Here is a 25,386-nt window from a genome sequence, read left to right as displayed (position 1 = left end):
GCTATGTTAAAAGGTTTTTTTAACGTGCCGGAGCCGGTAAATGAGCCTGTGAAGGCTTATGCTCCTGGTTCGGCAGAACGAAAAGAATTGCAAGCGATGCTCGCGCAGCTCCGCGGGGAGCAGGTGGACATCCCCATGTATATCGGTTCCGATGAGGTGCGCACCGAGCGGAAGCGTCCTCTCAGTCCGCCACATGATCACCAGCACATTCTGGGCTACTTCCATGAGGGCGATGCCAGCCATGTAGAGCAGGCCATTGCGGCTGCTTTAGGGGCTAAGTATGCTTGGGAAAACATGGAATGGGAGCAGCGTGCGGCCATCTTTTTAAAGGCTGCGGACCTGCTGGCTGGCCCTTACCGGGCCAAAATGAATGCAGCGACCATGCTTGGGCAGTCTAAAAACGCCTATCAGGCGGAAATTGACTCCGCTTGTGAGTTTATCGACTTCTTGCGCTTTAATGTCAAGTACATGACGGAAATCTACGCGCAGCAGCCCCCTGTTTCCGGAAACGGTGTGTGGAATCGCTTGGAGCAGCGCCCACTGGAGGGATTTATTTTCGCCCTTACTCCTTTTAATTTTACGGCCATCGCTGGAAACCTTCCTGCTGCGCCTGCTATGATGGGAAATACCATCGTCTGGAAGCCTGCTTACACACAGATTTATTCTGCGCAGGTGCTCATGGAGGTATTTCAGGAGGCGGGAGTTCCTGATGGGGTGATTAACTTGATTTACGTTGATGGCCCTACGGCCGGAGACATTATTTTCAAGCATCCTGACTTCGCGGGCATTCACTTTACGGGGTCAACAGGTGTATTTCAGCACATTTGGAAAACGATCGGGGCGAATATCCATACGTACAAGTCGTATCCGCGTATTGTTGGGGAGACGGGGGGTAAGGATTTTGTGCTGGCGCACAAATCTGCCAACCCGAAAGCTGTGGCTGTAGGTCTTTCTCGTGGGGCTTTCGAGTTTCAGGGTCAAAAGTGCTCTGCTGCTTCACGTGCTTACATCCCGTCCAACATCTGGCCTGAGGTGAAGCGTCACCTGTTAGCGGACCTGGCCAGCATGAAGATGGGGGGCACGGAAGACTTTACGAATTTTATCAATGCGGTAATCGATGAGAAGGCCTTCGATAAGATCGTCGCTTACATCGAGGAGGCCAAGGGTGCTGAAGGGGTGGAGGTCATCGCCGGAGGCACCTATGATAAGTCGAAGGGTTATTTCATTGCACCTACGGTGCTGGTGACCACAGACCCGATGTACCGCACGATGCAAGAGGAAATTTTCGGCCCCGTGCTGACGATTTATGTGTACCATGAAGAGCACTTTGAGACGGTGCTAGAGCTGGTGGATCAGACGTCTCCATATGCGTTAACGGGGGCGGTCTTCTCTCAGGACCGCTATGCCATCGAGCTGGCCACGAAGGCGCTAAAAAATGCTGCTGGGAATTTCTATATCAACGATAAGCCTACCGGTGCGGTGGTGGGGCAGCAGCCTTTTGGTGGAAGCCGTGCCAGTGGGACGAATGATAAGGCGGGGTCTATGATCAACTTGCTGCGCTGGGTGTCTCCACGTACCATTAAGGAGACTTTTGTGCCGCCTGTGGATTATCGCTATCCGTTTTTAGGCGAAGATTAAAGGGTGAAAAGCGCTTTTCTGCTGCCTATCCTTATTTAAAGACAAAAAGTGATTTCTGCTTAGGGAGAAATCACTTTTTGCTTTTTAGGACGAAGGGCTGTATCTTTTGCTGTTAATTCAAAACATGATGAAAAAAAATTCTGTATTTATCGGCGCCATGCTTTTGGCTGCGAGCTTCTGGTCCTGTGGAGGCAGTTCAGAAGAGAGTGCTTCACTCACGCACCTGCATGTACAGGCGGCGGACATCCGTTCTTTAGGGGATGCGCTGGAGAGCGTAGAGTTTATTCCGCTCCGTGTTCCGGAGGATAAGCCGCTCAGTTTTTTGATGGGCAATCCTGTTTTCGGCATCAGTGATACCCATATCGCGGTGGCGAAGGTGAACTTTGCGGGGAATTCGGGGATCTATATTTTTGATAGGCAGGGAGAGCTGCTGCTGCACTTCGATAAGAAAGGCGATGGCCCCGGAGAATATAGTGGTGTAGAAAGTCTAGCCATTGAGGGGGACTATGTGCACGTGTTTCCAAGCTTGGTGAAGCGTTTACGTTACCGACTCGATGACGGTAGTTTCGTGGACGAGTTGAATCTGATGGACCGTTCTATGTATGTTCCGAGCATGGTGGATTTAGGCAATGAGCGTTACCTGCTGGGACAAGATATGGAGTTAGAAAATCAAGGAGATGCGGGCAGCTACTTCACGGCCTTTGTGATTCGGGACATGAAGCAGGATACGTTAATCCCTTTGCCTGTCAAGGCACCCCCTATCGCTTATTCTCTAGTGGAGTCCTATGCGGCCAAGCTACGGGAGAATCTTTATGTTTTAAATGCCGGTGGGCTGGATACGCTGTATGTGCTGGATGGGGAGGATCAGGTGCGTCCGATCGTGCACTTAAAGCTGGGGGATAATCCGATGCCGGAGTCGGCGAAATCCGACTATGAGGGTGTCGATGAGTTGATTATGCAGCAGAAGTATTCTTTTAATGTCGGCAATATCGCTGCGGCGGGTGACATGATGCAGCTGATGGTTTTCGGCTTGAAGAAAAATCCGGATATGGATTTAGAAGATATGTCGACAGCGCCTATTTACAATTTATTTATTCGCTACCCGGACATGAAGTACACGGTGGTGGATTTTGTGGGGGATATCGAGCGAAAAAGTACGGCCAAAGATGCTTTTGCAGAGCTGCTTTCACCGGCTTTGGTGGAAGTTCTAGAGCGCAAAGGGGGGCTGAAGGGGAAGCATTTGGATGCATTCCAGGCCGCTCAGGAGGCGCTTACGGATGAGGAAGACCCTATTCTTATGTTGTATAAGGTACGTATTCCTTAAAATCTGCAGAGCACCAGTTGGTGCCAAGGCGCGTGATCGGTAGCTGTAAATGGGCGGCCGCTCACGCGCTTTTTGTATTTTAGTTGGTGGGGGTGGGACAGCAGTCGGTCCTCGTGTCCAGTATTTTTTCGTCGGCAACAGGCGAGTGGGCGCACTTAGCCCCGTGACGCTAAAAGGTAGAGTACGGCCATGCGGACGGCCACGCCATTTTCGACCTGCTTGAGGATAATGGCTTGTTCACTGTCGGCTACATCGCTATGCAGCTCCACGCCTCTATTAATAGGTCCGGGGTGCATGATGACGATTTCTTTGTTTAGCTTGGCCAGGCGGGCCTTATCCACTCCGAAGAACTGAGCGTATTCGCGTAGGGAGGGGAAGTATTTGATTTGCTGGCGTTCGAGCTGAATGCGTAGGACATTGGCCACATCGCACCAAGCGAGGGCTTCGTCTACCTCGTGGGTAACCTGCACATCCAGGCTTCGGATGTAGGTAGGCAGGAGGGTGGCGGGACCACAGACCATGACCTCTGCGCCTAATTTGCGCAAGCAAAAGATGTTCGACAGGGCCACACGAGAGTGGAGGATGTCTCCGATGATGGCGACTTTTTTTCCGGCTACATCTCCGAACTGCTCTCGAATGGAGAAGGCATCTAAAAGGGCTTGGGTGGGGTGTTCGTGGGTGCCATCGCCGGCGTTCACGATGTTCGCTGAGATATGTTTGCTCAGGAAGTGCGGTGCTCCGGGGCTGCTGTGGCGCATAACCACCATATCCACTTTCATGGAGAGGATATTATTTACCGTATCGATCAGGGTTTCTCCTTTTTTTACTGAGCTATTGCTGGAGGAGAAGTTGAGCACATCGGCTGAGAGGCGTTTTTCTGCCAGCTCGAAACTAAGCTTGGTGCGGGTGGAGTTTTCGAAAAAGATATTGGCGATAGTGATATCGCGTAGGGAGGGGACTTTCTTAATGGGTCTGTTGATGACCTCTTTAAAGTTAGCTGCTGTTTCGAAGATCAGCTGGATGTCGGCTTCGGTGATTTCTTTTATGCCGAGGAGGTGGCGCGTGCTGAGCTGGGACATGGTTAGTTATTGCCTTTTTCTGTGATCCAAATTCCATCTTCTATGCTGTCGGGGCTACTTCCTTTCCACTGCACATGGACATATTCTGTGGCGAGGGTGTTCACTTGCATGCCGTAATAGTCGGGGCGAATGGGGTAATCACGGCTATACATGCGGTCGATGAGCACCATTAACTCCACCTTTCGCGGCCGCCCAAAGGCGATCATGGCGTCCATGGCTGCACGTACAGAGCGTCCTTTATAGAGCACATCATCGATGAGCACCACGTTTTTCCCTTCTAGCAGAAAGTCGATTTTCGTTTCATTCGCTAGCAGGGGCAGGTCCCGTCGGCGGAAGTCGTCACGGTGGAAGGTGGCGTCTAGCCGGCCGTTTGGGATAATTTTTCCGGTGATCGCTTCTAACTCCTTTACCAGACGCTCTAAAACGACCACTCCTCTAGGCTGCAAGCCTAAAAGTACCGTGTTTTCGAAGGTGTCATGATTTTCGATGAGCTGGTAACAAAACCGCTTCAGGGTGAGCGCCAAGCGCTTTTCGTGGAGGATAAGTCGTTTCTGCATGCTTTAGATGGTCACACAAATATACAGCTATTTTTTAGGCGAGCGGATGGTGAGGAGTTGAAATCAGCGTTCATTGGCCATCATTTTTGTTTCTAAGGCATCGGCCTGCAGGCGAATCGTGCTGATAAAGTACATGTCTGTCGTTTTCTCTCGCCCATTTTCATCCGGTCGGCGTACGCTTTGCACCCCGCTCAGCAAAAATACATCCTCATACCACCAGTTGAGCCGCAGTGTTTCTTCCCGTGTGCGCTGAATTTTCACTCCTTCTTCGGGATGTTCGAGCTCGATTTTAATATCCTGTGCGATCCATTCTCCATTTTCCATGTAGCTAGCGATAAGGTCATCATCCTGCACGTATACAAAGAAAAGGCGTTCTCCATCGAAGGCTACCTCTCCGAAACGATTGGCATTTAGACTCAGCGTATTTTTTAGGTCTATGCTGTTATTCCAGAGGATATTATCGTCTGCGTCGATGAGGATAAAGTGGGCGGCATTGTATTTAAATTGGGACACATTTGGAGAGCCGAACTGCCGGTAGCCACCATAGTGCATGGGCAGGGGCATAGCCCCAAAGTAGGGTCTAGACATGAACATGTGGTTGGCATAAGCGCCGTCGCGAGCGACAAAGCGGGAGTAGTTGGCATTAAAATTTTCTGTGTAGATAAGTGTGACGTCTCCGAATTCCTGAATTTCGCGGGTGGTATAGACAGAGCGGATGGTGGGCATTTTTTCTTTTGCGACCTGCCGTTCTAGGCTGCGGAGGCGCGTTTTTCGGGCAGCCGGCTTGAGGTAATTGTAAAATTCGGGCATGTCCTCGATGTTCAAGTAGCTGATGCTGTATTCTCCGAATTCATTGATGTTTACTTTCGCCAGACCCCGGTAGGCCTCTGTGCGCCTTTTGCCGTAAGGCCCGATGATGGACTGCTGATAATTACGTATCGTACCGATGTTCCCATCGATGAGCTCCAGGTCTGAATTTTCAGGTCCCGAAATACGGACATCTCGCAGGCGATTTCCTTCGGCATCCACAGAGAGCAGGTTCCATACTTTTCTTTTCCGCCGGTCTCTGTTGCTGAGTAAAATGTCTACCATATCCAGCTCGGGATCCTTTCGCAGGTGCACGATCTGGGTTTCTTTGGCATAGATGCCTTGTACGGTGATCAAGCTGGCATCTTCGGGATCGAAGAGCTGTATTACGGGGCGAAGATCGGCCATGCCCATGAACATGACTTTGCCGCCAAAGGCAAAAAATTCACGCATTTCCATCTCGTAGAGGTTTTCTAAGGGGTATTCCTCCCAGGTGTGGCTGTTTAGGTCGATACGCAGCATGTAGCGGGCCATGCTGAAATCCCCTTTTTGGAAGAGTAGATACAGCTGACGATTGTCGCTGTCAAAGCCGAGCAGGTTATGATTTTTTGGGAGTGGAATGCGCACTAGGGTATCGCGCTCCAGCAGGCGGTCGGTGACAAAATACTCCAGCGCGGTGTCACTAGTAAATGGTTTCGGGTTGTATTCGCGGAAGCCGATCAGGCCGGAGGGCATGGGGAGAAAGAGATAGGGGTTTTCATTCGGCTTGACTTCCTGTTCGATTCTGGCCAGGATGTCCAGCTGTGCCAAGCTGGGGCTGTTGAGGCCGAGCCAAAGGAGGGTGCACAATAAAAAATAGTCAATTTTTTGCATAGCAGGGCCCATTTTTGCTGTGGGAGCGTCCGTACGAAGGGAAAACGCTCTGTTTCTTTCTTCTGTTTAAAGGTAAGGCCTTTGATTTTATTTTAAAACAATATTTCTGCACTTTTGTCCTAAAGATTGGACTTCCTTCGCTTGGGGGTTCGGAATGATGTATAGATCCTTCGATTTTCATGATGTTAGGACATAAAGAAATTACCAAAACCCTGAAGTTGCTCATCAAATTAATGGAGCTGCATGGGGAAAACAGTTTTAAAATTGGCAGCTACCAGAAGGCGGTGAATACGCTGGAGCGGGGGATGGAGCAGGATGCTTCACGGCTTTCGGAGGCGGAGCTTCGCGAGATTCCGGGTATCGGCAAGAGCCTCGCTGAGGTGATCGCCACCTTAGCGCAGACGGGCCGCCATGCGGTTTTGGACGAGTTTTTAGAGAAGACGCCTGATGGGCTACTGGAAGTGCTGGAGCTGAAGGGGCTAGGCCCCAAAAAGGTGCAGGCACTCTGGAAGGAGCTAGGCATCAGCTCCACCCATGAGTTGATGGAGGCCTGTCGCTCGGGTCAGGTGGCGGCGCTAAAGGGCTTTGGCAAGAAGACGCAAGAGAGCATTTTGGAGGCTTTGGCCTTCCGAGAGGAGCAGGCTGGAAAGCGACTTTATGCGGATATCGAGCAGGCGGTGGGCCAATTGGTGACAGATATAGAGGCGCTTGAGGGGGTGCTGCGTGTGGCGCCGACGGGAGCCTTTCGTCGGGCGCTGGAGATCATCGAGGAGTTGGAGCTGTTAGTGGCGGTGGAGCATCCGCTGCGTTTTATGGCGCAGTTTGCCGATCAGCTGTCTGCTTTAGGCTTGCAGGTGGATGCGCAGCGCAGTAGTCCTTTTACCTTTCGGGGGACTTGGGAGCGGGAAGGCTTGCAGGTGGTGGTGCATGCCTGTTCGGAGTCGGACTGGGAGCGGCAGTGGTTTTTGCGCGGCAGCGCAAAGGGCCATTTACTGCATCCGATAAAGGAGAAGCCACTGGCTCAGTGGTTCCAGGAGGGGACTTGGGAGAGTGAGGAGGCTTTTTATGCGCATGTGGGGCTCCCTTTTATTCCGGCGCCGCTGCGAGAGGGGCTGATGGAGTTTACCTGGGCGGAGGATCCGAAGGCGCTGCTGGAGGAGCAGGATCTGGTGGGGACGCTTCATAATCACAGTACCTACAGTGACGGGCAGCATACGCTTCGTGAGATGGCAGAGGCAGCGCGGGAGCTGGGGCTGACTTACTTGGGGATTTCCGATCACAGCCGTGCGGCCAGTTATGCGGGCGGGCTTTCGATCGAGGAGGTGGAGCGGCAGTGGCGTGAAATCGAGGCGCTGAATGAGGAGATGGCGCCCTTCCGGATTTTTAAGGGGATAGAGAGTGATATCTTGCCGGATGGGAGTTTGGATTATCCGGAGGAGGTGCTGGCGGGTTTTGATTTCGTGGTCAGCTCGATTCATTCGGGCCTTTCCATGGATCGTCAGAAGGCGACGCAGCGCCTCATTCGGGCGATCGAAAATCCGTATACTACGATACTGGGGCATCCTACGGGGCGTCTACTCTTGCGGCGTGCCGCCTATCCGATCGATCATCGGGCGGTCATCGACGCCTGTGCTGCACAGGAGGTAGCGATCGAGATTAATGCCAATCCCTGGCGGCTGGATTTAGACTGGCGCTGGGTGCATTATGCGCTGTCGAAGGGGGTGCGCCTGGCTATCAATCCTGATGCTCATACAAAGGAGGGATATGCAGACATGCGTTTCGGGGTGCTGGTGGGCCAAAAGGGAGGGCTTAGTCCGGAAATGACCTTAAATGCCTGGTCTCAGGAGGAGCTGGCGCGGTATTTTGAAGAACGAAAAAAGAAGAAACGGAAGGCTTAGCTTTCGTGTTAGAAGAAGATATGAAGTGGAATGCAAAGGATGAGAAGGAGCTGTTACGGCGCTCCTTTCTTTTTGGGCTGAGTGGTATCAGCGTGAGTTTATTGGCTTTGGTGAATGTCACCCTCGGGCTGGTCGCCCTGCCGATGGGTGTGTTTTTCGGTGTAGGGACCTTTTTACAGCTTTTCGGCCTGAGCATCGCGGTGATGACGATGCGCAAGCGCAAAGTGAGTGCGGAGACGCAGGAGAAGGCCAAGCAGATGATTTTAGTGCTGGGGGTTTCTTTATTGTTTTTTATTCTGGTGATGTAGGGCGTGCTAATCCCTTACTTTCGTGAGTACGCTTGGATGCAAGGCTATGATCGAAGCTGAATCGGTAATTTCTTTGATTTGAAAGCTTAGGAGCTGCTGCTTTGCGCCACTGCACTCTTGAAAGAGGGGTTTCAGGCGGAAGTGTTTTTGAAATTCACTGATGAGCGAGGCACATTCCAAGTCCTGCTGGGGATAAAAGATAAAATGTTCAGGACTTTCATGAGCGCCGAGGTGGAGATCTTTCAAGAAGATGAAGGGGGCACTGTACCGTTCCAGATGGTGCATGTAATGGGCGATGGAAAATGGGTTTCCAAAATGAGGGCTGGCCGTTTTGGCATTTAAAAACAGGCCAAGGTGGAAGTCCTCACAGGGTTCTGCGATTAATGCGGCCACTTGCCTTTCTACCTGTTCGCGCAGCTGCTCAAAGGGTTTTGCGATACTCCCGTCTTCTAGCGCTTCTTTTTGAAAGAAGTCTTCTGGTCTTTTTCCATCCATGTGAGGTGCCACGAGCTCCTGATAGAGGGCTTCTCTGTTTGCGCAGGAGATGACAGAAAGAAAGGGGCCTACGACTTCTTCTGCACAAGAGGGTGCCAGAGGTTGGAAGTGGATGTAGGCCTGTTCCATCTGCTTAAAGAAGGTAAGCTGCCTTTCGAACAGGTCCTGTAATTGGGCTAAAGAGGCTGTCCACGTCTTGTTTAATTTACTGGTCATACGTCTGATGAAATCCTTTTGCTCCTGCTTTTCTGTAGTTGTTTTCAGCTGCTCTTCTAGCGTTTTCATGCTGACTTTTTGTTCAGTGATTTCGGAGTGTAGCTTTCCTTTTTGTGCTAGAAAGAGAAGAGGAATTAGGCTGCTGAGTAGCGTGATGCTTCCGGGGAGGATGCTTACAAGGAGCAGTAGGAGCGCTACGCCCGTTAAGGCGATCAGCGCCGCGCTGGTGATGTATAGGCGGTGCAGGGATGCGGCTCGTGTGTAGCGCTTTTCCGTATTTTCAAGCTCCACTTTCACGGCCTCTAGCTGCGCTTTTACTTTTTGGCTCTCAGAAACCGGTGACGCACTCGTTTGGGGTGGTGGCATTGCTTGGGAGGAGCGTATCCCATTTAGGTGAATTCCCAGCGCATGCGACACATCAGCTGCATAAGGTACGGAGAGTTTGGGGACCTGTACTAAGGAGGTAAGAGAAAATGGGAGAGATGCTTTCGGGGGAATGGGTAGAAGTAGCTCTTGGACCTTTGCCTTGTAGGCAAGGAGCAGCTGCCGTTTTTCGGGAATAGAAAGCGGGGCATCTTGTATGGAGCTCATGATGCGCTGCATTTTTGATTTGCAAAAAGCTAGGGCATGTTGCTCTTCTTCGGACGCGCTCTCAACTTCTTTACGGTTGATATTAGTTAGCGAGTCGTGGTAGTCTTTTTTAAATGCCTCGGCATGGAGGGGTAAAAGTACCGGGGTAGGGGATAGTTTTGGGCTGTTCTCTTGTTGCTTTTCAACTCCTGCGGAGGCATACAGCTGCCGGAGTGCCATGCAGGTCAATTGGAGTCGTAGTTCTACGGGGTCGAAATAGACGGAAGCCATTCCCAGGCTATATACCCCTATTTTTTCATAGACAAGTTTGAACTGCCGGTAATTCGTTCTGAGTGTATTTGCCCATTCAAAGAGGATTCTTGATAGGTGGCTGATTTCAAACTGGAGGCTAAGTCCGGAGCTATTTTTGTTCTCTAAAATCAGCAAGCTATGTTCTTTTTTTTCTACCGTTCGTAGTAGGCTGGCTAGATTTTTCGCCTGAATTTCCCGTGAGCGAGCGCTGAGATAATTGTGGGCTAAAAGCCCTTGGGTAAGATTAGCTGCGATACCGATGGTAAGAATTTTTATTTGCGCATTACTCATTAGTCTCAGCTCGTCCACTAGGGAAAGGAACATTTCTGTTAGGGGTTCTGCTTCTTGGTCGCCTGTGGCAAGGACTACATTGATGTGCAGGAAGTTTTGACCGCTGGCGATGTTTACGCTGCTTTCATAGACTTTTTGAAGCCGGAGTAAAGCCCCCTCTCTATCGAGCGAGGGGGCTACAGGTTCTTTACCAAAGCCGATAAGGGTGCTTTCGAAGTCTAGGTCAAAATAGATCACACGCATTTCTTCCTCATTCGCTGTTTGGCGCAATTTCAGATGCTGAAAATGCTGGTAGAGGGCAGTTAATGGCTTACCGATGCAGACGGTGATTAGCTGATAGTTCATCCTACAAGTTCCGTATGAATATAGTTGAGTTCTTTTTCGAGTAAGTCCATGACACCTCCGAACTTCTTCTCTTCCCTAGTGAGTTCTTCCGCGGAAATGCCTACTTGCGAATAAGTGGCTAGGTAGGCTTCCGCGGTCATACTTTGGAGCCGCTGCTTTACCTCCCTATTCCCTTCTTTTTGTTCTTTTTCGCGAATGTTTTCTTGCAGCTCGGATTCGAATTGAGGGAGTTGTTTTGTAAAAACATGAAAAGCGTCGTCTCTAAAACCACTTGCGTCCAGAGTGTGCCAGTGATCTGCGAGTGCTTTCCCGAGGAGTCTGGATTTTAGGCGGTAGCTGCCTGCTTTATTTTCGATAAAGCCATGAAGCAGCCCTTTTACCCATAGCTCTAGTGCATTGCTTTCATCGGTTCCCGGGTGAATAGAGAAGTTTTCTTGAATCATGCGGTTTTCCCAGTTTTTATCGATGTGGAAGTTTTTACGGCCTTTTTCCTGCTTGTAAATCGCCTCATAGCCAGAAACCCCTACCACAGCATACACAGGCACGGCGACAAGTTGACGGTAAATGATGATGCGGTCTTGTATTCCCGTACTGGTGAAATTGACGTTTGTATTGGCAGGAAGGAAGGATTTGAAATAACTGTCTTTCTCGAGTAGGCTGGCGCCGGTACTTTCTGGTAGGCCCACAAAGAAGGATTGGTGTAGGTTTTTATTGATCACGATACCTTTAAAATCATAGGCGAACAAAGGCATAGATTTTTGGATGGACTGCTGGATGATTTGATCAAGCTGTTCTTTAGGGAGGTCCTGGAGGACTTCGTTAATCGAAATATTTCGCCATTTCCGTGTGCCCGTAAGTTTAGCGCTATAATCCCAGAGGCGTGTGCGCATGAGCTCTTCGTTCATGCCCATAAAGTCGAACAGTTTATTTCCATCTAAGCTTTGGATAAAATTTTCAACGGACGCATCGCTATCTGATGGTGTGACAGTAGCGGCATAGCGGCTTTGAAGCTCGATGACGAAGGTTTTACTGTTTAAATTGATAGAGTTTGTAAGGCTATTACTTTTTACCTTCGACTGTTCCGATAAGCTACTTAGCTGCTCTCTTAGATGCTCGAGTTTTTCTGTAAATTCTCTTGCCTTTTGGCTCAAGTCGGTATAAAAAATAATCGCGTACTCTCGGCGGCTTACTTCTCTGTGGCTTTTAGCCAGCTCATTCGTTATACTGATAAGGGCTTGTTTGCATTCGTCCACTGCCGCTTTTTTCCGAAAGGAGAACTTACTTGCCACCTCCACAAGCTCTTGCGCGGCCACTTTCATTTGCGCTTCTAGGTTTGCGATGCGGGTTTTAAACTCTTCTCGCTCCTCCTGCATGTCTTTTTTGAAGGTATTAAAGCTAACCAGTAGCTCTTGCGCGATTTGGAGGCTGTTTCCCAGTCCACAGGGCTTATTGAGCTCTTTTTTAAACAATTCTTTGAGCTGTGTAGTGCTGGTGTTTAAAAGTGAAACTGTGGTTTTATGGAGTTCCTCAGGTGAAACTTTTGCACTTTCGATGAACTGATTTAAATAGGGCTCAGGATTTTTAACATCATCGATATCGAGGAGCGGAACTCTAGGGTTTGCGTCAAGGATTTTATTAATTAAATCATCCCTTCCGTTGTTTTCGCGGATCATCACTTCAGGTGAATCGATCCAGGCGTTTACTGTGGAGCTACTGTCACCACTGACGTTCTCTAGGTTTAAGATTAGTTTTTCGATCACCTTCTCCGCATAGAGGTTGGCAAGGCGGTTTCCGTCGATGTTAATTTCGCAGATGCCCATTCCATTGGCCCAAGCCTTCTTATTTTCCACATCTAGAGAGCCAGAGGCTACCATGGTAACGACGTTATCCATGACACTTTGCACGCCTGCGCCTAGATCACTACCTCCGATGGTAAGGCCTAGGCTGATGAGTTCAGCTAAATCGTTTACGCGTGTATAGATGTGACCGCTTTGATTACTGTTGTTAATTAATGTTACGGATTCGAAAGGAGACTCTTTAAAGCGGAGTGGGGTGCCGTTTCCATAGTCGATCGTGATCGGCTCACTGGTAGGATTTAGGTGCATGAGGAAGTCTAGGTCCATCAATGCGCCGAAGCCATTTGGACGCACGCGCTGCATGGATGTGCCTCCGGGGTCCATTTGGGCGAAGACATCTGGTAAAACTGCGTATCCGAAGGTCTTCGTTTTTAAGGAAAATTTTGTGTTGACGATGTGTTTTAAGATGTATCCTACATCGATAAAAGTACCGCTTCCGGTGCCTCCCCCTAAAGAAAATACCATGTGGATTTCGAGGGTGTCATTCGCCAGGCGATAATTATTATTATTGATATGCTCTGCTGAGGCGATTTGCGAGATTTTATTCGAGATAACGGTTTCTAGCGCATTATAATTACAGATGGCTGCAAATCTACCGGTGGTCCGCACCTGTCCTGCACCGAACTGGATGGCCACCATGGCCTGGGCGTTTTCTGGGGGCATCCAGGAAAATAAATTTTGCTGCTGATCAAAAATAGCACGTGGATTATTTACCACCAAGCTACAAAATTCGCTTTTGTCCAGTGTAGCGTCGGGGACTTTTTCGAATTTAGTAGGTAGTGTTTTATTGGCGGCATTGGCATCTGTGTCCACGGCCAAAAAGCCGATCATGGGAGGGATTTCGAGATAGGTTTCTAAAAGTCTTCTTTTAGTTTCCAGGATAGCCTGAAGGCCTGTGCCTCCCAGTCCGATATAAAGGGTGCGTCGTAGTTGCTTTGCCATGGTTATGCGATTTTTATTTTAGCGATTATTTTATTGTTTTCTAAGAGTGTGTATTCTGAAAATGGTGTTAAAAAGACAGTTACCGGATGGATGGTGTAGCGGGGATTGGGTTTTAGCCGAATCGGATTTTTCTTGTTTTTCCCCGGGAGGAAGAGGAGCTCATCTCCCAGATTCAGGTCGATTAGATAGCGATTTTCACCTGTAAAAAGAGTCGAAAGAGCTGACTGCTTGGGCCTTTTGTTCGTTAAGGAGAACGCTTTGGCACCTTTTAATTTTACCATCCGAAACTGGGGCTCTAAGAACTGTATGGTCACACGGGGGAATTTTTTGTAGATGAGGTTGCGCAGCACTAAAAACCACAGGACGAGCCCTATTATCAGGCAGATTCCTATCCAGAAAAGGCTTGTTTTTAGGGGATGCCAACCCACCGCATTTTGGTAGCTGAAGGTGAGCGGCTCCGTTACGTTCGTGCGGTCTAAATGGCGGCTTTCTACGGAGAGAGCGCCAAATTGCCGTCCTTGGGATCCCGCTAATCCAGGCACCCAAACCACCTCTACAGTGTCTTGATTGCTAGTTACTTCCAGTCGAGTGTTAGGCGAGGTCTGTCCATCTATAAGTAACACTGCAGGGGTTTCAGTATCGGCAAACTCCCAGATGAGTTCTGCGGTAGCGTTAGCGATTTTGGCATCCGCACTCCAAGCCAATGCGATCTGCTGTCGGAGCGTATCTGTATGGGCCTTCCCCCACAGGTAAGCAGGGTAATTCCGTGCTTTTCCCAGTTGGGTGCTGGTCGTTAGGGAGAGGTATCTTTCAGGTTTGTTGACGAGTTTTAAGCGAATGGCAGGCTGGCTCAGCAGCACATTGGGGTCTTCTGACTGTAGCGCCAGGACGACTTCGCGAATTGCCGTTTCGGCTACCGCTTCTGCAGCGCCGGTAGGCTGTAGGCTAAGCTTCAGCGTGGGATTGGTTTTGGCGAGGGTAAAGTTACTTCCTGTCAGGCTAAGTGCTTGTTTTTCGTCCTTTAAGAGCCCTTTCAGGGTTAGCTGCTCAGGAAAATCTTGTTCATTAAAGATGTCGAAATAGATGGTTTCCACCAGGGCATTTTCATCGCGTAAGTTGAGTGTTAAGGTGCTGGTTTTAGGGCGCAGCACCACAGGAAAGCGAATGCCATCTAAGAAGGTGATATAGTTGGTTTGCTTGAGGGTCTGCGTGATTTCAGGCTGGATAGATGCCTCCGTTAACCGTACGAAACAAGTGAAAGCTTGGACCTTTGCCAGCTGCTGGTCCACCTGTTGGATGGTGCGCACCAGATCGGCCACGCTAATTCCCGGCTGATTATGGATGCCATCCGTGATAAACGTGACAAAGTTAAAAAGCGTAGGGTCCAGTAGGTCGGAGATTGCCTCCCAGCCGATTTGAATATTGGTATATTTTATTAAGTCGGGTGTGTACTGCCTGATAAATGCCAGGATGTTATCCTTCCCTTCGATTTTTTGGTAGAGTTTATCCGCGAAAACAACCAGCACCAGATCTGCATGTTGTTCATTTATCTCCGTAATGTTCTCGATGAGCAGCGGCTGTACCTTATGCCAGACCTTCTCGGCCCCACCAAAGCCCACCATGGAGGCGGTACCATCGAGGATATAAATTCTTTTCTCTTTTTTTTGCGCCGAGTAGGCGCAAAGGGTGGCTGAAAAGAAGAAAAAACACGAAAAGAAGAAAAGCAGCCCTGGGGCTATCCGGTGAGAGGAAGTGTTCATAGAACAGAAAATTTCGATCAGCATGTATAGAATTCGAAGGGCTTCATGCTAGGAGCTTGGTCGAGCCATGTTCCCTATCGATTATTCACTTAAAGTTAAGCAGCCTCAAGTGGAGAATGTGATTGACTTTGCAAGTGCGCCGCAGGAAGAAGAACTGTAGGTGTTTTGTAAATAAACGCATGCTGAGGGCGAGTGAATTTTCTAGGTAGTAGCTTAGAGGACAGAGAGTTTAGGGCTGGGGGAGGGGGCTAGATGATGGGAATGTTACAATTCCTTCTTAAAAGCTTAATGTTAAGTTGATCTACTTTTCGCTCCTTTCCGGTTATTTTGTGGGGAGTCTTTGGTCGATCACAACTTAATTTTTGGCCGTAGGCCGTAAGAAAAACCCTATTATGATGAAAAAATTTTGTTTCCTGCTCCTCGGGGTAGGCATGAGCTTCAGCCTCTCTGCTCAGGAGCGCGTTACAGGCCAGGTTTTCGAGGACCTGAATGGCAATGGTAAAAAAGAGCGCCGCGAAAGGGGTATTGCCGAAGTGGCCGTCTCGAATGGTGTGGAGGTGGTGCTGACCGATGCTGAGGGCCGCTATTCTTTACCTATTCAGGCGGGCCAAACCGTTTTCGTGGTCAAGCCTGCGGATTTTTCGCTACCGGTAAATGAAAACAACCTGCCGCAGTTTTATTACATCCATAAGCCGGAGGGCTCTCCTAAGGGGCTTACCTATCCAGGATCCGCACCTACGGGAGCACTGCCGAAAAGTGTGGATTTCCCTTTGCTCCCTGGAGCTAAGAAGACCGATTTTACCGCCCTGGTATTCGGAGATCCTCAGCCCTACAGCCTAGAAGAGCTGGAGTATTTTAACCGCGGCGTGGTGCAAGAGGTGATGCAAATTCCCAATTTGAAGGAGATGCCTTTCGGGGTTTCTCTCGGTGATATCGTGGGAGACAAGCTGGACCTTTTTCCGTACTACGCGAAGACCATTGGGCAGGTGGGCCTTCCTTGGTTTAGTGTGATGGGCAATCACGACATGAACTTCGATGTGGAGAAAGATGCGTTTAGTGATGAGACCTTTACGGCTACCTTCGGACCGGCGACGTATGCCTTTAATGAAGGCGATGCTCATTTTATCGTTTTAGAAAACATTCTGTACCCGGATCCGCGGGATGGAAAGGGTTACTGGGGCGGTATGCGTGAGGACCAGCTGACTTGGCTAGAAAATAATTTGGCACTCGTGCCAAAGGATCGCCTCGTAGTCGTGTTCATGCACATCCCGATTTTTGAAGAAAATGGGGATAGCTTTCGGGATGCTGATCGGGAGACCTTGCTGCGTTTGCTGTCACCCTTTGAGAATTCGGTCTCTTTCTCTGCCCACACGCATTACATGAAGCAGACCTACTGGGGCCGTGGCGATGGTTTTGCACAGGACAAGGCCCATCACCATTTTAATGTAGGCACGCCTTCCGGCGACTGGTATAAGGGAACGATGACAGAAGCGGGCTTGCCAGATGCGACGATGCGGGATGGCAGCCCGAATGGATATCTGTTTTTACAGGTTTCAGGCACCGAGTACAAGACGCGCTACAAGGCTGCCGGTAAGCCTGCGGAGTACCAGATGGAGCTTTTTGCACCGAAGGTGATCGAAGCAGGCAAGCGCAGCAGCGCTCAGTTGATCGCGAATTTCTTCGTGGGAGCAGCAGATAATAGCTTGCGTTACCGTATAAATGGCGGCAAGTGGCAGGCCATGCGTCAGGTGGAGTCGGTGGATCCGACGTATTTTTTAAAGACCTTTGCTTGGGATGTAGCCGATGAGGTTTTATCCGGCCGGCGCCCCTCTAATCCGGTGCTGACCGATCACCTGTGGACGGCGAACGTGCCGACAGATCTGCCTGCTGGCACGCACACGTTCGAGGTAGAAGCCACGGACAGCTATGGGCAGAAGCATCGTGCGACGCGTACCTTCCGCGTAGTCGCTGCTCCTGAGGCGATGCAGCGTTAGAGGAGAAGTTGTAGCCCGAAGGGCAAAGTAAAAGCGCATGTTCTTTTTTAGGGCATGTGCTTTTTTCATTTTTGGCTTAGGTAAACTTTTGCTTTTCAGTGCAGTTATTCGATAGGGAGATGAGGAAGTAGAGTTATTAAAGGTGATTGATAGATAAAACCTATCGAATATAGATATTATCGATTTCATCTATGCGAACTATGGCTGTAAATTAGCGTTCGGTTAGTAAGAAATTCACCAATAATCAGATAAATATGAAGAGAATCTTAATGATGGCTGCCTTGTTAGCTGCTAGTCCGCTCCTAGTTGAGGCTCAGGAGGGGAAAAAGGAGTACAAAGGCGAAGAGGTCGATGGCTGGTCAGGTGCCACCATGCGGGCTGCTACACGAAAGGCGGGTAAGGATGACTGGTGGCCGAACCAGTTGAACTTACAGATTTTACGTCAGAATTCGGTGATGTCTACGCCGATGGATCCGAATTACAATTATATCGAGGCGTTTAACAAGTTGGATTACGATGCGGTAAAGCAGGACCTTTTGGTGCTGATGACCGATTCGCAGGACTGGTGGCCGGCGGATTTCGGCAGTTATGCAGGGCTTATGATACGCATGGCGTGGCACAGTGCGGGCACTTATCGTACGGGTGATGGTCGAGGAGGTTCCCGTTCAGGGCAGCTACGTTTCGCACCGCTAAATAGCTGGCCGGATAATGCGAATTTGGACAAGGCGAGAAGGTTACTTTGGCCGATCAAGCAGAAGTATGGGGATAACATTTCTTGGGCGGATTTAATGATTTTGGCGGGAAATGTGGCTTTAGAGTCATCTGGCTTTAAGACGTTCGGGTTCGCTGGAGGTCGTGAGGATGTGTATGAGCCGGAAACCGATGTGTATTGGGGCTCAGAAAAGGAATTTTTAGCGGATGATGTGCGCTACACTGGGGATCGTGAGTTAGAAAATCCGCTAGCGGCAGTGCAGATGGGTTTAATTTATGTGAATCCAGAGGGTCCAGGAGGAAACGGTGATCCGATCGCTTCGGCCCGTGATATTCGGGAGACTTTCGGTCGTATGGGAATGAATGATGAGGAGACCTTAGCACTTATCGCTGGAGGGCATACCTTAGGCAAGTCGCATGGAATGGGCGATGTGGATAAAATCGGCAAGGAGCCCGAAGCTGCTAGTATCGAAGAGCAGGGTTTCGGTTGGAAAAATTCTAATGGTACAGGCAAGGGTGCGGATACCTTTACTTCCGGTCTAGAGGTGACATGGACTTCTACTCCTACGAAATGGAATCATGATTATTTGACGTTTTTATTCGCCTACGAGTGGGAGAAGACGGATAATCCTGCTGGCGGTCACCGCTGGATTCCAAAAAATCCTGAGATGATCATTCCGGATGCTTTCGATGCGGAGAAAAAGCACCCTCCATACATGTTTACGACGGATATTGCCTTGATTAAGGATCCTATTTATAGAGAAATCGCCTTACGCTTTTTAGAAGATCCAGACGCCTTCAATGATGCCTTTGCCCGCGCTTGGTTTAAGTTGACACACCGTGATATGGGTCCTAGAACGGCTTACTTAGGTCCTGAAGTTCCTGAAGAGGAGTTGATCTGGCAGGATCCTATTCCTCTACCGGACTACGGCATGGTAAACGCGCAGGATATCGATAACCTTAAGGCTGCGCTTCGCGGTTCAGGATTATCGAACAGTGATATGGTTCATGTGGCTTGGGCTTCGGCTTCCACTTACCGCGGTTCGGACAGAAGAGGGGGTGCAAACGGCGCTCGCATTCGTCTGGAGCCTTTTATGAACTGGGAGGCGAATAATCCGAAAGAGATGAAGCGTATCCTAGCAGGTTTAGAAAAGGTACAGCAGGAATTTAATGCTAAGTCAAGTACACGTAAGGTGTCTATGGCAGATCTTATCGTCCTTGCGGGTAATGTGGCGGTAGAAGATGCAGCCAAAAAAGCTGGCGTAGAGGTGAATGTGCCTTTCGTGCCGGGTCGTGGTGATGCTTCTTTAGCGCAGACAGATGTAGATTCTTATCACTTACTCGAGCCGATGGCAGATGGTTTCCGCAACTATCTAAAGACGAAGTACACACTTTCTACGGAGGAATTGTTGGTGGACAAGGCGCAGCTATTAACGCTTACAGCTCCTGAGATGACAGTTCTTGTGGGAGGTATGCGTGCTTTGGGAGCGAATTATGATGGCTCCAAGCATGGTGTTTTCACGGAGCGTGAGGGGCAGTTGACGAATGATTTCTTCGTTAACTTACTCGACATGCGTTATGAGTGGAAAGCTATCGATGAGGATCAAGAGATTTTCGAGGGGCGTGACCGCAAGACAGGAGAGGTGAAGTGGACAGCCACACGTGCTGACCTGATCTTCGGTTCTAATTCTGAATTACGCGCTTTGGCGGAGGTTTACGGTACGGAGAAAAACCATAAGAAATTTGTAAATGATTTCGTACGTGCTTGGACGAAAGTGATGATGTTAGACCGATTTGACATCACGCATCAGGCCCCTCAGATCTACATGAGTTCCACAGAAGAGGAATAAACTGTATAGGCTAAACGGATTTTCTTCTGAAAACCATTTAGATAAAGTATGAGCCCACCCCTAAAGAAGGGGCGGGCTTATTTTTTCAAACTATTATTTGGTATCCATAGGCTTATCCCCCCTGCTGTACTTTATTTTTTCTGTTGAAATGAGATAATTCAAAGAATATACTATTTTTTCTTAAAAAATGAATTGTTCGATTTTGTACATTAAAAACAAACCTTGTCTTTTTATCGAAAAGTGTTTGCTTTTTGATTTTTTCTACTTCATATTTCGTGCATAATAGGTGAGCGTTCCTGTTTTCACCTAACCAAGCAAGGATTAGCATTACTTACCGTTTCTATTGTGAGCATAGAGGAGCGACGATACTGGAGAAAGTTAAAAGAAGGGAATAGCGCGGCTATCCGTTATTTCTATGATGCCCATGTGGTGGGGCTGCACGACTATGGTTTACGCCTGGGGATGGCGGCAGTGGACGTGGAAGATGCCATTCATGATCTTTTTTTAGATCTTTATAAGTATCGTCATAATCTTTCCGACGTAGAGGCTCCTGCTTATTATTTGATGTTTGCGCTGAAGCGCAAATTAATCGCTGCGGCTGAAAAGAATGCTCGGCAGCTGCGTTTTCAGGTAGACTCCTTTCCACCGGCCTTTCCTTCTAAGGAGGAATTTTTTTCGCTTTTCGAGGAGGTAGAGGAAAATGAACGTGTCCGCAAAAAGATTTTTCAAGAGATTTCCAAGCTTCCGGATCGTCAGATGGAGGTGCTGTACTTGCGCTTCAAAAATGATTTTACCTATGATCAGATTGCAGCGCTGATGGGATTAAATGTGGCGACCTGTCGAACGCTGCTGTACCGCGCGGTAAAGCAACTGCGTGATAACCTGCAGGATGTGGTGGTGGCAAAGGGCTTTGATTTTTATTTTGAAAAATAATTTATTTTTCGCGTCTATATTTTCTCTGTAAGCTTCTCTATTAGATGAAGGGGGCGAAATTCTCTTTGTTTATCAATTAACAATAACCTGTGTTCTTTTGGGACAGCATTGGAAGGAAATATGGAGGGGCTTTTTTTCCTCGGAGCCGCGGATCGCTGAAGGGCGTCGTGAGCTCTTATGGGAAGAGATAGCACGAAGTATCAAGCGGGAGCGGCAGCGAGAAAACCGTCGGATGCTTTTAAAATGGGCGGCTGTTTTCGTCGGCTTGTTAGCAGCTGTGGCTGTTCTTTATGTGCACTTGGTACAAGATTTAGAGGAGGAGCGGTTCTGGGCTAACCTTCAGGAGGAGGTAGGTGATCAGGAATACATCGCTTTAGACCTTGGGGAGGAAGAGCAGCTGACTTTCGAGGAGCGGGAGAAGTTTTTCGACTTCTCGGAGGATGCTGAGGCCTCTCAGGAAAAGGCTGTACGTAAGCCTAAAAACCACACGCTGACAGTTCCGTACGGACGTCGGGCCACGGTTAAGTTGGCGGATGGTTCTAAGGTGTGGCTGAATGCAGGCTCTCGATTGGTGTATCCGAATCGTTTCGAAGACAGTCAGCGCAAGGTATATTTAAGTGGTGAGGCCTTTTTCGAGGTGGTGGCGGATGCGACTCGGCCATTTCGGGTGGAGATGGAAGACTCCACGGTGGATGTTTTAGGTACGGCTTTTAATGTGCGTGCTTATCCGGACGAGCAGCGTAATACCACGGTGTTAGTGCATGGGAGTGTACGCCTAGCGGCAAAGGCTCGGCGTGGGGAGGTAGAAAGTTTACTCCTTAGCCCTTCGCAGCTGGGGGTGCATCAGAAAGGCGAAACTGAGTTACGAGTCAAGCTAGTGGATACGGCACCTCATTTATCGTGGAAAGAGGGCTATATGATGTATCGCAAGACGAATTTCACGCGGCTGAGTAAGGATATTAAACGTTATTATAATGTCGATATTCAATTTAGTGATCCTCAGCTAGCGATGGAGACCATCAGTGGTCGGCTGGATTTACGCCAGGATATCGAGGAGGTGTTACACTTCGTGACGACGGCATCGGATTTAAATTACAAACGTATCGATGCGCGGAAAGTGTTGATTTATAGAATTTAAGTAGTAAAAATAATAAAGGGAGAGGCTGCTGCAACAACCCCTCCCGCCCTTAAGCAAGTTCAACTATAATGTAAGCGTCACATGTTAAACCATTACTTGAAGGAAATGGTGCAGGTACGGCGTAGCTCCACGAAATCGTGGGTGCTCGCAGCCGTATTTATGGCACAAGGTTTCCACTTTGCTCCGACAGGAGCTCAGGCCGCTGAAAACAAGGCCGAAATGCGCGTTCAGCGTAAAGACAGAGACCTGATCTCTTTATTCGAAGAGATACAGCGTAACAGTAACTATCTCATCGTTTATAACGATAAGGTAGTGGAAAAGTTAGCGGGTCAAGCTATTGATTTTTCTTTAGATAATCAAGATGCTTTAGAAGTTTTAGGAAAAGCGGCCAAGGCGTACAACTTTAGTTATGAGGTAGATGGGCGTCAGATCATTATCAAGGCAGGCGAAAGTTCGGCGACGAATGCTGACGCGGCTAAGCTTACGCGTGCTGTTCAGGAGCGAACCATTTCTGGAACCGTGGTGGATGATAGAGGGGAAGCGATTCCGGGCGCCAGTGTTTTGGTGAAAGGAACCACTCGTGGGACAACTACAGACTTAGATGGTAAATTCAGTCTTCGGGTGAATCAGGGTGATGTGCTTCTCGTCAGCTTTATTGGTTTTAGGACTTTAGAGCAGCCGGTAGGTAATCAGAGTGTTTTTGCAATCTCCCTACGGGAAGAGATTTCTGAGATGGCGGAGTTTGTGAAGACCGGCTATGGCGTGCAGGAGAAGCGTTCGATTACAGGGGCTTTATCTTCTGTAAAAGGCGATGTGATTCAAAACTTCCCAGTAGCTTCTTTTGACCGAGCTTTACAAGGTCAAGTCGCAGGGGTAAACATTATGGCGAATAATGGGGTGCCAGGCGGGCCTGTTTCGATTCAGATCCGTGGCGTGGGCTCTATTACAGCCGGTTCACAGCCGCTTATCATCGTGGATGGTGTGCAGCTAAATACGAACACGACGGCGGGAAATACGGCGAGTAACCCACTGGCCTTTCTAAATCCAAATGACATCGAGTCTATCGAGGTGTTAAAAGATGGTGCTGCGGCTTCTATTTATGGTGCGCAGGCAGCCAATGGGGTACTTTTAGTGACGACTAAGTCTGGTAAGTCTGGTAAAACAGAATTTACCCTAAACTTCTTTACTGGGATTACTGAGCCTATGCCGGAAGTGCGTATGATGAACAGCCAGCAGTTTATGGACGCCCGTTTGACGGCTGTTCAAAACCGCTTTCCGAACCGTACCCCTGAGGTAAACCGTGTAAATACGCTGCGGCAGCTGGGCTTTCCGGACAACTTTTCAGATGCGGATATCGCGGCTTTGCCTACATTCAACTGGCAGCGTGAGGCTTTTCAGATGGGTAGGACACAAAATGTAGAATTCAGCGCCAGAGGGGGGAACGATAAGACGACCTTCTTTATTTCTGGTTCTCATAATCAGGCAGATGGGAACGTGGTAGGTATCGATTTCCAGCGTAGTACGGGTAAGTTCCGTGTGCGTCATAAAGAAAACGAGCGCTTGGATTTTGGTTTTGATATTAACCTGGCCAGCATCGTTCAGAATGGTACTACAGGTAGTTCCGGTTCTACGGGAGCTTTTGCTGCTCCTCAGTATTCTTCTCCTATGATGCTGCCTTGGCTCCCTATTTTCCTGGATGATGGAAGCTTGAACGCACCTGTTCAAGGTTTTCCGGGCGCTATGGACCGAAATGCTATTTCGGAAACGCTTTTAAATACCTTGCAAAGCCGTACGCAGTCTATCGTGGCGAACGTGGACGCGGTCTATAAAATTTACAATAACCTGAGCTTTAAAAGTTTCTATGGGGTGGATTTCCGTGTGATCGACAGCGAAACCTACACGGACCCAAGAACACGCTCTGGGTTTGCGAATCAGGGTTCACTCACCACACAGAGTTTCCGTAATGTGAACTTCATCACCAACCAAGTATTAACCTATAATACCAAGTTTGAGGGAGGTCATAACCTTAACGCGCTCTTAGGGGGTGAATTTAGAAGTGATATCCGTGAGTTTTCTTCCATCAGTGGACAAGGGTTTACTACGCATCAGTTTAGAACCATGCAAGCTGCAGCAGTTATCTCGGGTGCCTCAGGAAACTGGACTGGTTTTAGACGTATGGGGGTTTTCTCTCAAGTGAACTACGATTATAACAAAAGATTCCTCTTATCTGGGGTTCTGCGTTACGATGGTTCTTCTCGCTTCGGTCGTGACAATCGTTTCGGTTGGTTCCCTGCTGTTTCAGCAGGCTGGAACTTGACAGAAGAGTCTTGGTTAACCGATAAAAGCTGGATCGATCAGTTAAAACTTCGTGCTGGATATGGGGAAACGGGTAATGATGATATCGGCAACTTCGAAGCTTTAGGTTTATTCGGCAGCTCTACGGCGACTAACTATAACCAAGAGCCTGGCTTCCGACCTTCAGGAATCGAGAACTCCTTACTGGCTTGGGAGCGTAATATTACCACCAATATCGGTATTGACTATGCCTTCTTTAATGGACGTGTAAGTGGTGCTGTGGAAGTATTTAGACGCTTAAGTAATGACTTACTTTTGGATCGACCGCTTCCTTGGACTTCCGGCTTTAGTAATGTTACCTCGAATGTGGGCCAGCTGAAGAATGAAGGTTTGGAATTAGAAATTCGTACGGTGAATCTTCGAAAAGGCAGCTTCGAGTGGTCTACTAATTTTAACATTACCTTCATTAACAATGAAGTACTTGACCTAGGTGGGGATGATGTATTACCGGGCAATCAGTCGGTACGTGTGGGCTTCCCGCTACGAACAAACTTCTTAGCGCAGTATGCAGGGGTGAATTCAGCTACTGGACGTCCGATGTTCTTCGATAGAAATGGCGACATCATTTATAACCCAATCGCGCCAGACGATTTTGCCACCTTCGGGAATGGCTTGAGCTCGCACTTCGGTGGATTCACGAATACCTTTACTTACAAAGGATTCAGCCTTAGTGTTTTCTTCCAGTATGATTATGGACGTGAGCTTTCGAACTCAGGACAGATGGGCTTCTGGTTCAGAAATGGTCAGGATAACCGAAATGCACTGGAAAGCATTTACTTGAATCGCTGGACAGAGCCGGGTCAAATCACAACTGTTCCCCGTCCATTTGATGGCGGTACAGAGCCAGGGGGGCGTTCGCACGTGAGTGCAAGCTCTCGTTTCTTAGAAGATGCTTCTTTCATCCGTTTACGTCAGCTGTCGGCCTCGTACGACCTGCCACGTCCATTAGTTAGCAGAATGAAATTACGCTCTGCACGTGTCTACGCACAAGGGGTCAACCTACTGACCTTTACGAAGTGGAGAGGATACGATCCTGAGCTGGTCATCGGTGAAGGTAACTTTACTTCTACACAGGGGGCTATCCCGCAGACGCGTGCGTACACGGCAGGTATTCAAATCGGTTTTTAATTTTTG

Annotated in this window: 15 protein-coding genes; 9 read left to right on the top strand and 6 right to left on the bottom strand. The window is 48.9% G+C overall.

Annotation, left to right across the window (positions count from 1 at the left end; translation table 11 throughout):
- The first annotated feature begins 3 nt into the window (after positions 1-3).
- Both pruA and ACXIT9_RS00160 read left to right on the top strand, forming a co-directional pair.
- Positions 4-1,638, top strand: a complete 1,635-nt coding sequence (pruA, locus tag ACXIT9_RS00165; protein WP_458054222.1) for an L-glutamate gamma-semialdehyde dehydrogenase — start codon at positions 4-6, stop codon at positions 1,636-1,638.
- Positions 1,639-1,762: 124 nt separating this feature from the next.
- Complete coding sequence (locus tag ACXIT9_RS00160) at positions 1,763-2,962, top strand: 6-bladed beta-propeller (protein ID WP_458054221.1); 1,200 nt, start codon at positions 1,763-1,765, stop codon at positions 2,960-2,962.
- A gap of 155 nt (positions 2,963-3,117) precedes the next feature.
- Here ACXIT9_RS00160 and ACXIT9_RS00155 read toward each other — a convergent pair whose 3' ends face one another.
- From ACXIT9_RS00155 to ACXIT9_RS00145, 3 genes are all read right to left on the bottom strand, one after another.
- Positions 3,118-4,041, bottom strand: coding sequence for an aspartate carbamoyltransferase catalytic subunit (locus ACXIT9_RS00155; protein ID WP_458054220.1), 924 nt, complete (start codon positions 4,039-4,041; stop codon positions 3,118-3,120).
- A gap of 2 nt (positions 4,042-4,043) precedes the next feature.
- Complete coding sequence (pyrR, locus tag ACXIT9_RS00150) at positions 4,044-4,598, bottom strand: bifunctional pyr operon transcriptional regulator/uracil phosphoribosyltransferase PyrR (RefSeq protein WP_458054219.1); 555 nt, start codon at positions 4,596-4,598, stop codon at positions 4,044-4,046.
- 63 nt (positions 4,599-4,661) lie between these two features.
- Complete coding sequence (locus ACXIT9_RS00145; protein WP_458054218.1) at positions 4,662-6,278, bottom strand: hypothetical protein; 1,617 nt, start codon at positions 6,276-6,278, stop codon at positions 4,662-4,664.
- Positions 6,279-6,457: 179 nt separating this feature from the next.
- Between ACXIT9_RS00145 and ACXIT9_RS00140 the strand changes: the two genes are divergently transcribed.
- Together ACXIT9_RS00140 and ACXIT9_RS00135 are read left to right on the top strand one after the other, a co-directional pair.
- Positions 6,458-8,176, top strand: coding sequence for a helix-hairpin-helix domain-containing protein (locus tag ACXIT9_RS00140; RefSeq protein WP_458054217.1), 1,719 nt, complete (start codon positions 6,458-6,460; stop codon positions 8,174-8,176).
- A 20-nt stretch (positions 8,177-8,196) separates the two neighbouring features.
- On the top strand, positions 8,197-8,484 hold the full coding sequence (locus tag ACXIT9_RS00135; protein ID WP_458054216.1) for a hypothetical protein: 288 nt from the start codon (positions 8,197-8,199) through the stop codon (positions 8,482-8,484).
- Between the two features lie 6 nt (positions 8,485-8,490).
- On the opposite strand, the gene ACXIT9_RS00130 is transcribed toward ACXIT9_RS00135, so the two are convergent.
- Genes ACXIT9_RS00130 through ACXIT9_RS00120 form a run of 3 tightly spaced genes read right to left on the bottom strand, consistent with a single transcriptional unit; the run spans position 8,491 to position 15,271 of the window.
- Positions 8,491-10,713, bottom strand: coding sequence for a hypothetical protein (locus ACXIT9_RS00130; protein WP_458054215.1), 2,223 nt, complete (start codon positions 10,711-10,713; stop codon positions 8,491-8,493).
- Positions 10,710-13,511, bottom strand: a complete 2,802-nt coding sequence (locus tag ACXIT9_RS00125) for a tubulin-like doman-containing protein (RefSeq protein ID WP_458054214.1) — start codon at positions 13,509-13,511, stop codon at positions 10,710-10,712. The genes ACXIT9_RS00130 and ACXIT9_RS00125 overlap by 4 nt, the downstream gene beginning before the upstream one ends.
- A 2-nt stretch (positions 13,512-13,513) precedes the next feature.
- Positions 13,514-15,271: a hypothetical protein gene (locus ACXIT9_RS00120; protein WP_458054213.1), complete on the bottom strand. Its 1,758-nt coding sequence runs from the start codon at positions 15,269-15,271 to the stop codon at positions 13,514-13,516.
- A gap of 392 nt (positions 15,272-15,663) precedes the next feature.
- Between ACXIT9_RS00120 and ACXIT9_RS00115 the strand changes: the two genes are divergently transcribed.
- The 5 genes from ACXIT9_RS00115 (at position 15,664) to ACXIT9_RS00095 (ending at position 25,380) form a co-directional block, all read left to right on the top strand.
- Positions 15,664-17,265, top strand: coding sequence for a calcineurin-like phosphoesterase C-terminal domain-containing protein (locus ACXIT9_RS00115; RefSeq protein WP_458054212.1), 1,602 nt, complete (start codon positions 15,664-15,666; stop codon positions 17,263-17,265).
- Between the two features lie 254 nt (positions 17,266-17,519).
- Positions 17,520-19,826 carry a catalase/peroxidase HPI gene (gene katG, locus ACXIT9_RS00110; protein ID WP_458054211.1) on the top strand — a complete coding sequence of 769 codons (2,307 nt, stop codon included), beginning with the start codon at positions 17,520-17,522 and terminating at the stop codon, positions 19,824-19,826.
- A 345-nt stretch (positions 19,827-20,171) separates the two neighbouring features.
- On the top strand, positions 20,172-20,759 hold the full coding sequence (locus ACXIT9_RS00105) for an RNA polymerase sigma factor (protein WP_458054210.1): 588 nt from the start codon (positions 20,172-20,174) through the stop codon (positions 20,757-20,759).
- 97 nt (positions 20,760-20,856) lie between these two features.
- Positions 20,857-21,897: a FecR family protein gene (locus ACXIT9_RS00100; protein WP_458054209.1), complete on the top strand. Its 1,041-nt coding sequence runs from the start codon at positions 20,857-20,859 to the stop codon at positions 21,895-21,897.
- Positions 21,898-21,978: 81 nt separating this feature from the next.
- Positions 21,979-25,380 (top strand): SusC/RagA family TonB-linked outer membrane protein, encoded by a 3,402-nt coding sequence (locus tag ACXIT9_RS00095; RefSeq protein WP_458054208.1) that lies wholly within the window; start codon positions 21,979-21,981, stop codon positions 25,378-25,380.
- Positions 25,381-25,386 lie beyond the last annotated feature (6 nt).

The sequence above is a fragment of the Nitritalea sp. genome (assembly GCF_054166705.1).
Note: the sequence above shows the minus strand (reverse complement) of the source record. Positions and strands in the feature narration are given on the sequence as shown.

What these genes read in the sequence shown, in the direction of transcription:
- ACXIT9_RS00120 (WP_458054213.1), bottom strand. Translation starts at nt 15,271, where the DNA reads ATGAACACTTCCTCTCACCGGATAGCCCCAGGGCTGCTTTTCTTCTTT.
- ACXIT9_RS00135 (WP_458054216.1), top strand. Translation starts at nt 8,197, where the DNA reads ATGAAGTGGAATGCAAAGGATGAGAAGGAGCTGTTACGGCGCTCCTTT.
- ACXIT9_RS00155 (WP_458054220.1), bottom strand. Translation starts at nt 4,041, where the DNA reads ATGTCCCAGCTCAGCACGCGCCACCTCCTCGGCATAAAAGAAATCACC.
- ACXIT9_RS00125 (WP_458054214.1), bottom strand. Translation starts at nt 13,511, where the DNA reads ATGGCAAAGCAACTACGACGCACCCTTTATATCGGACTGGGAGGCACA.
- ACXIT9_RS00140 (WP_458054217.1), top strand. Translation starts at nt 6,458, where the DNA reads ATGATGTTAGGACATAAAGAAATTACCAAAACCCTGAAGTTGCTCATC.
- ACXIT9_RS00145 (WP_458054218.1), bottom strand. Translation starts at nt 6,278, where the DNA reads ATGCAAAAAATTGACTATTTTTTATTGTGCACCCTCCTTTGGCTCGGC.
- pruA (WP_458054222.1), top strand. Translation starts at nt 4, where the DNA reads ATGTTAAAAGGTTTTTTTAACGTGCCGGAGCCGGTAAATGAGCCTGTG.
- ACXIT9_RS00095 (WP_458054208.1), top strand. Translation starts at nt 21,979, where the DNA reads ATGTTAAACCATTACTTGAAGGAAATGGTGCAGGTACGGCGTAGCTCC.
- katG (WP_458054211.1), top strand. Translation starts at nt 17,520, where the DNA reads ATGAAGAGAATCTTAATGATGGCTGCCTTGTTAGCTGCTAGTCCGCTC.
- ACXIT9_RS00130 (WP_458054215.1), bottom strand. Translation starts at nt 10,713, where the DNA reads ATGAACTATCAGCTAATCACCGTCTGCATCGGTAAGCCATTAACTGCC.
- ACXIT9_RS00160 (WP_458054221.1), top strand. Translation starts at nt 1,763, where the DNA reads ATGATGAAAAAAAATTCTGTATTTATCGGCGCCATGCTTTTGGCTGCG.
- ACXIT9_RS00115 (WP_458054212.1), top strand. Translation starts at nt 15,664, where the DNA reads ATGATGAAAAAATTTTGTTTCCTGCTCCTCGGGGTAGGCATGAGCTTC.
- pyrR (WP_458054219.1), bottom strand. Translation starts at nt 4,598, where the DNA reads ATGCAGAAACGACTTATCCTCCACGAAAAGCGCTTGGCGCTCACCCTG.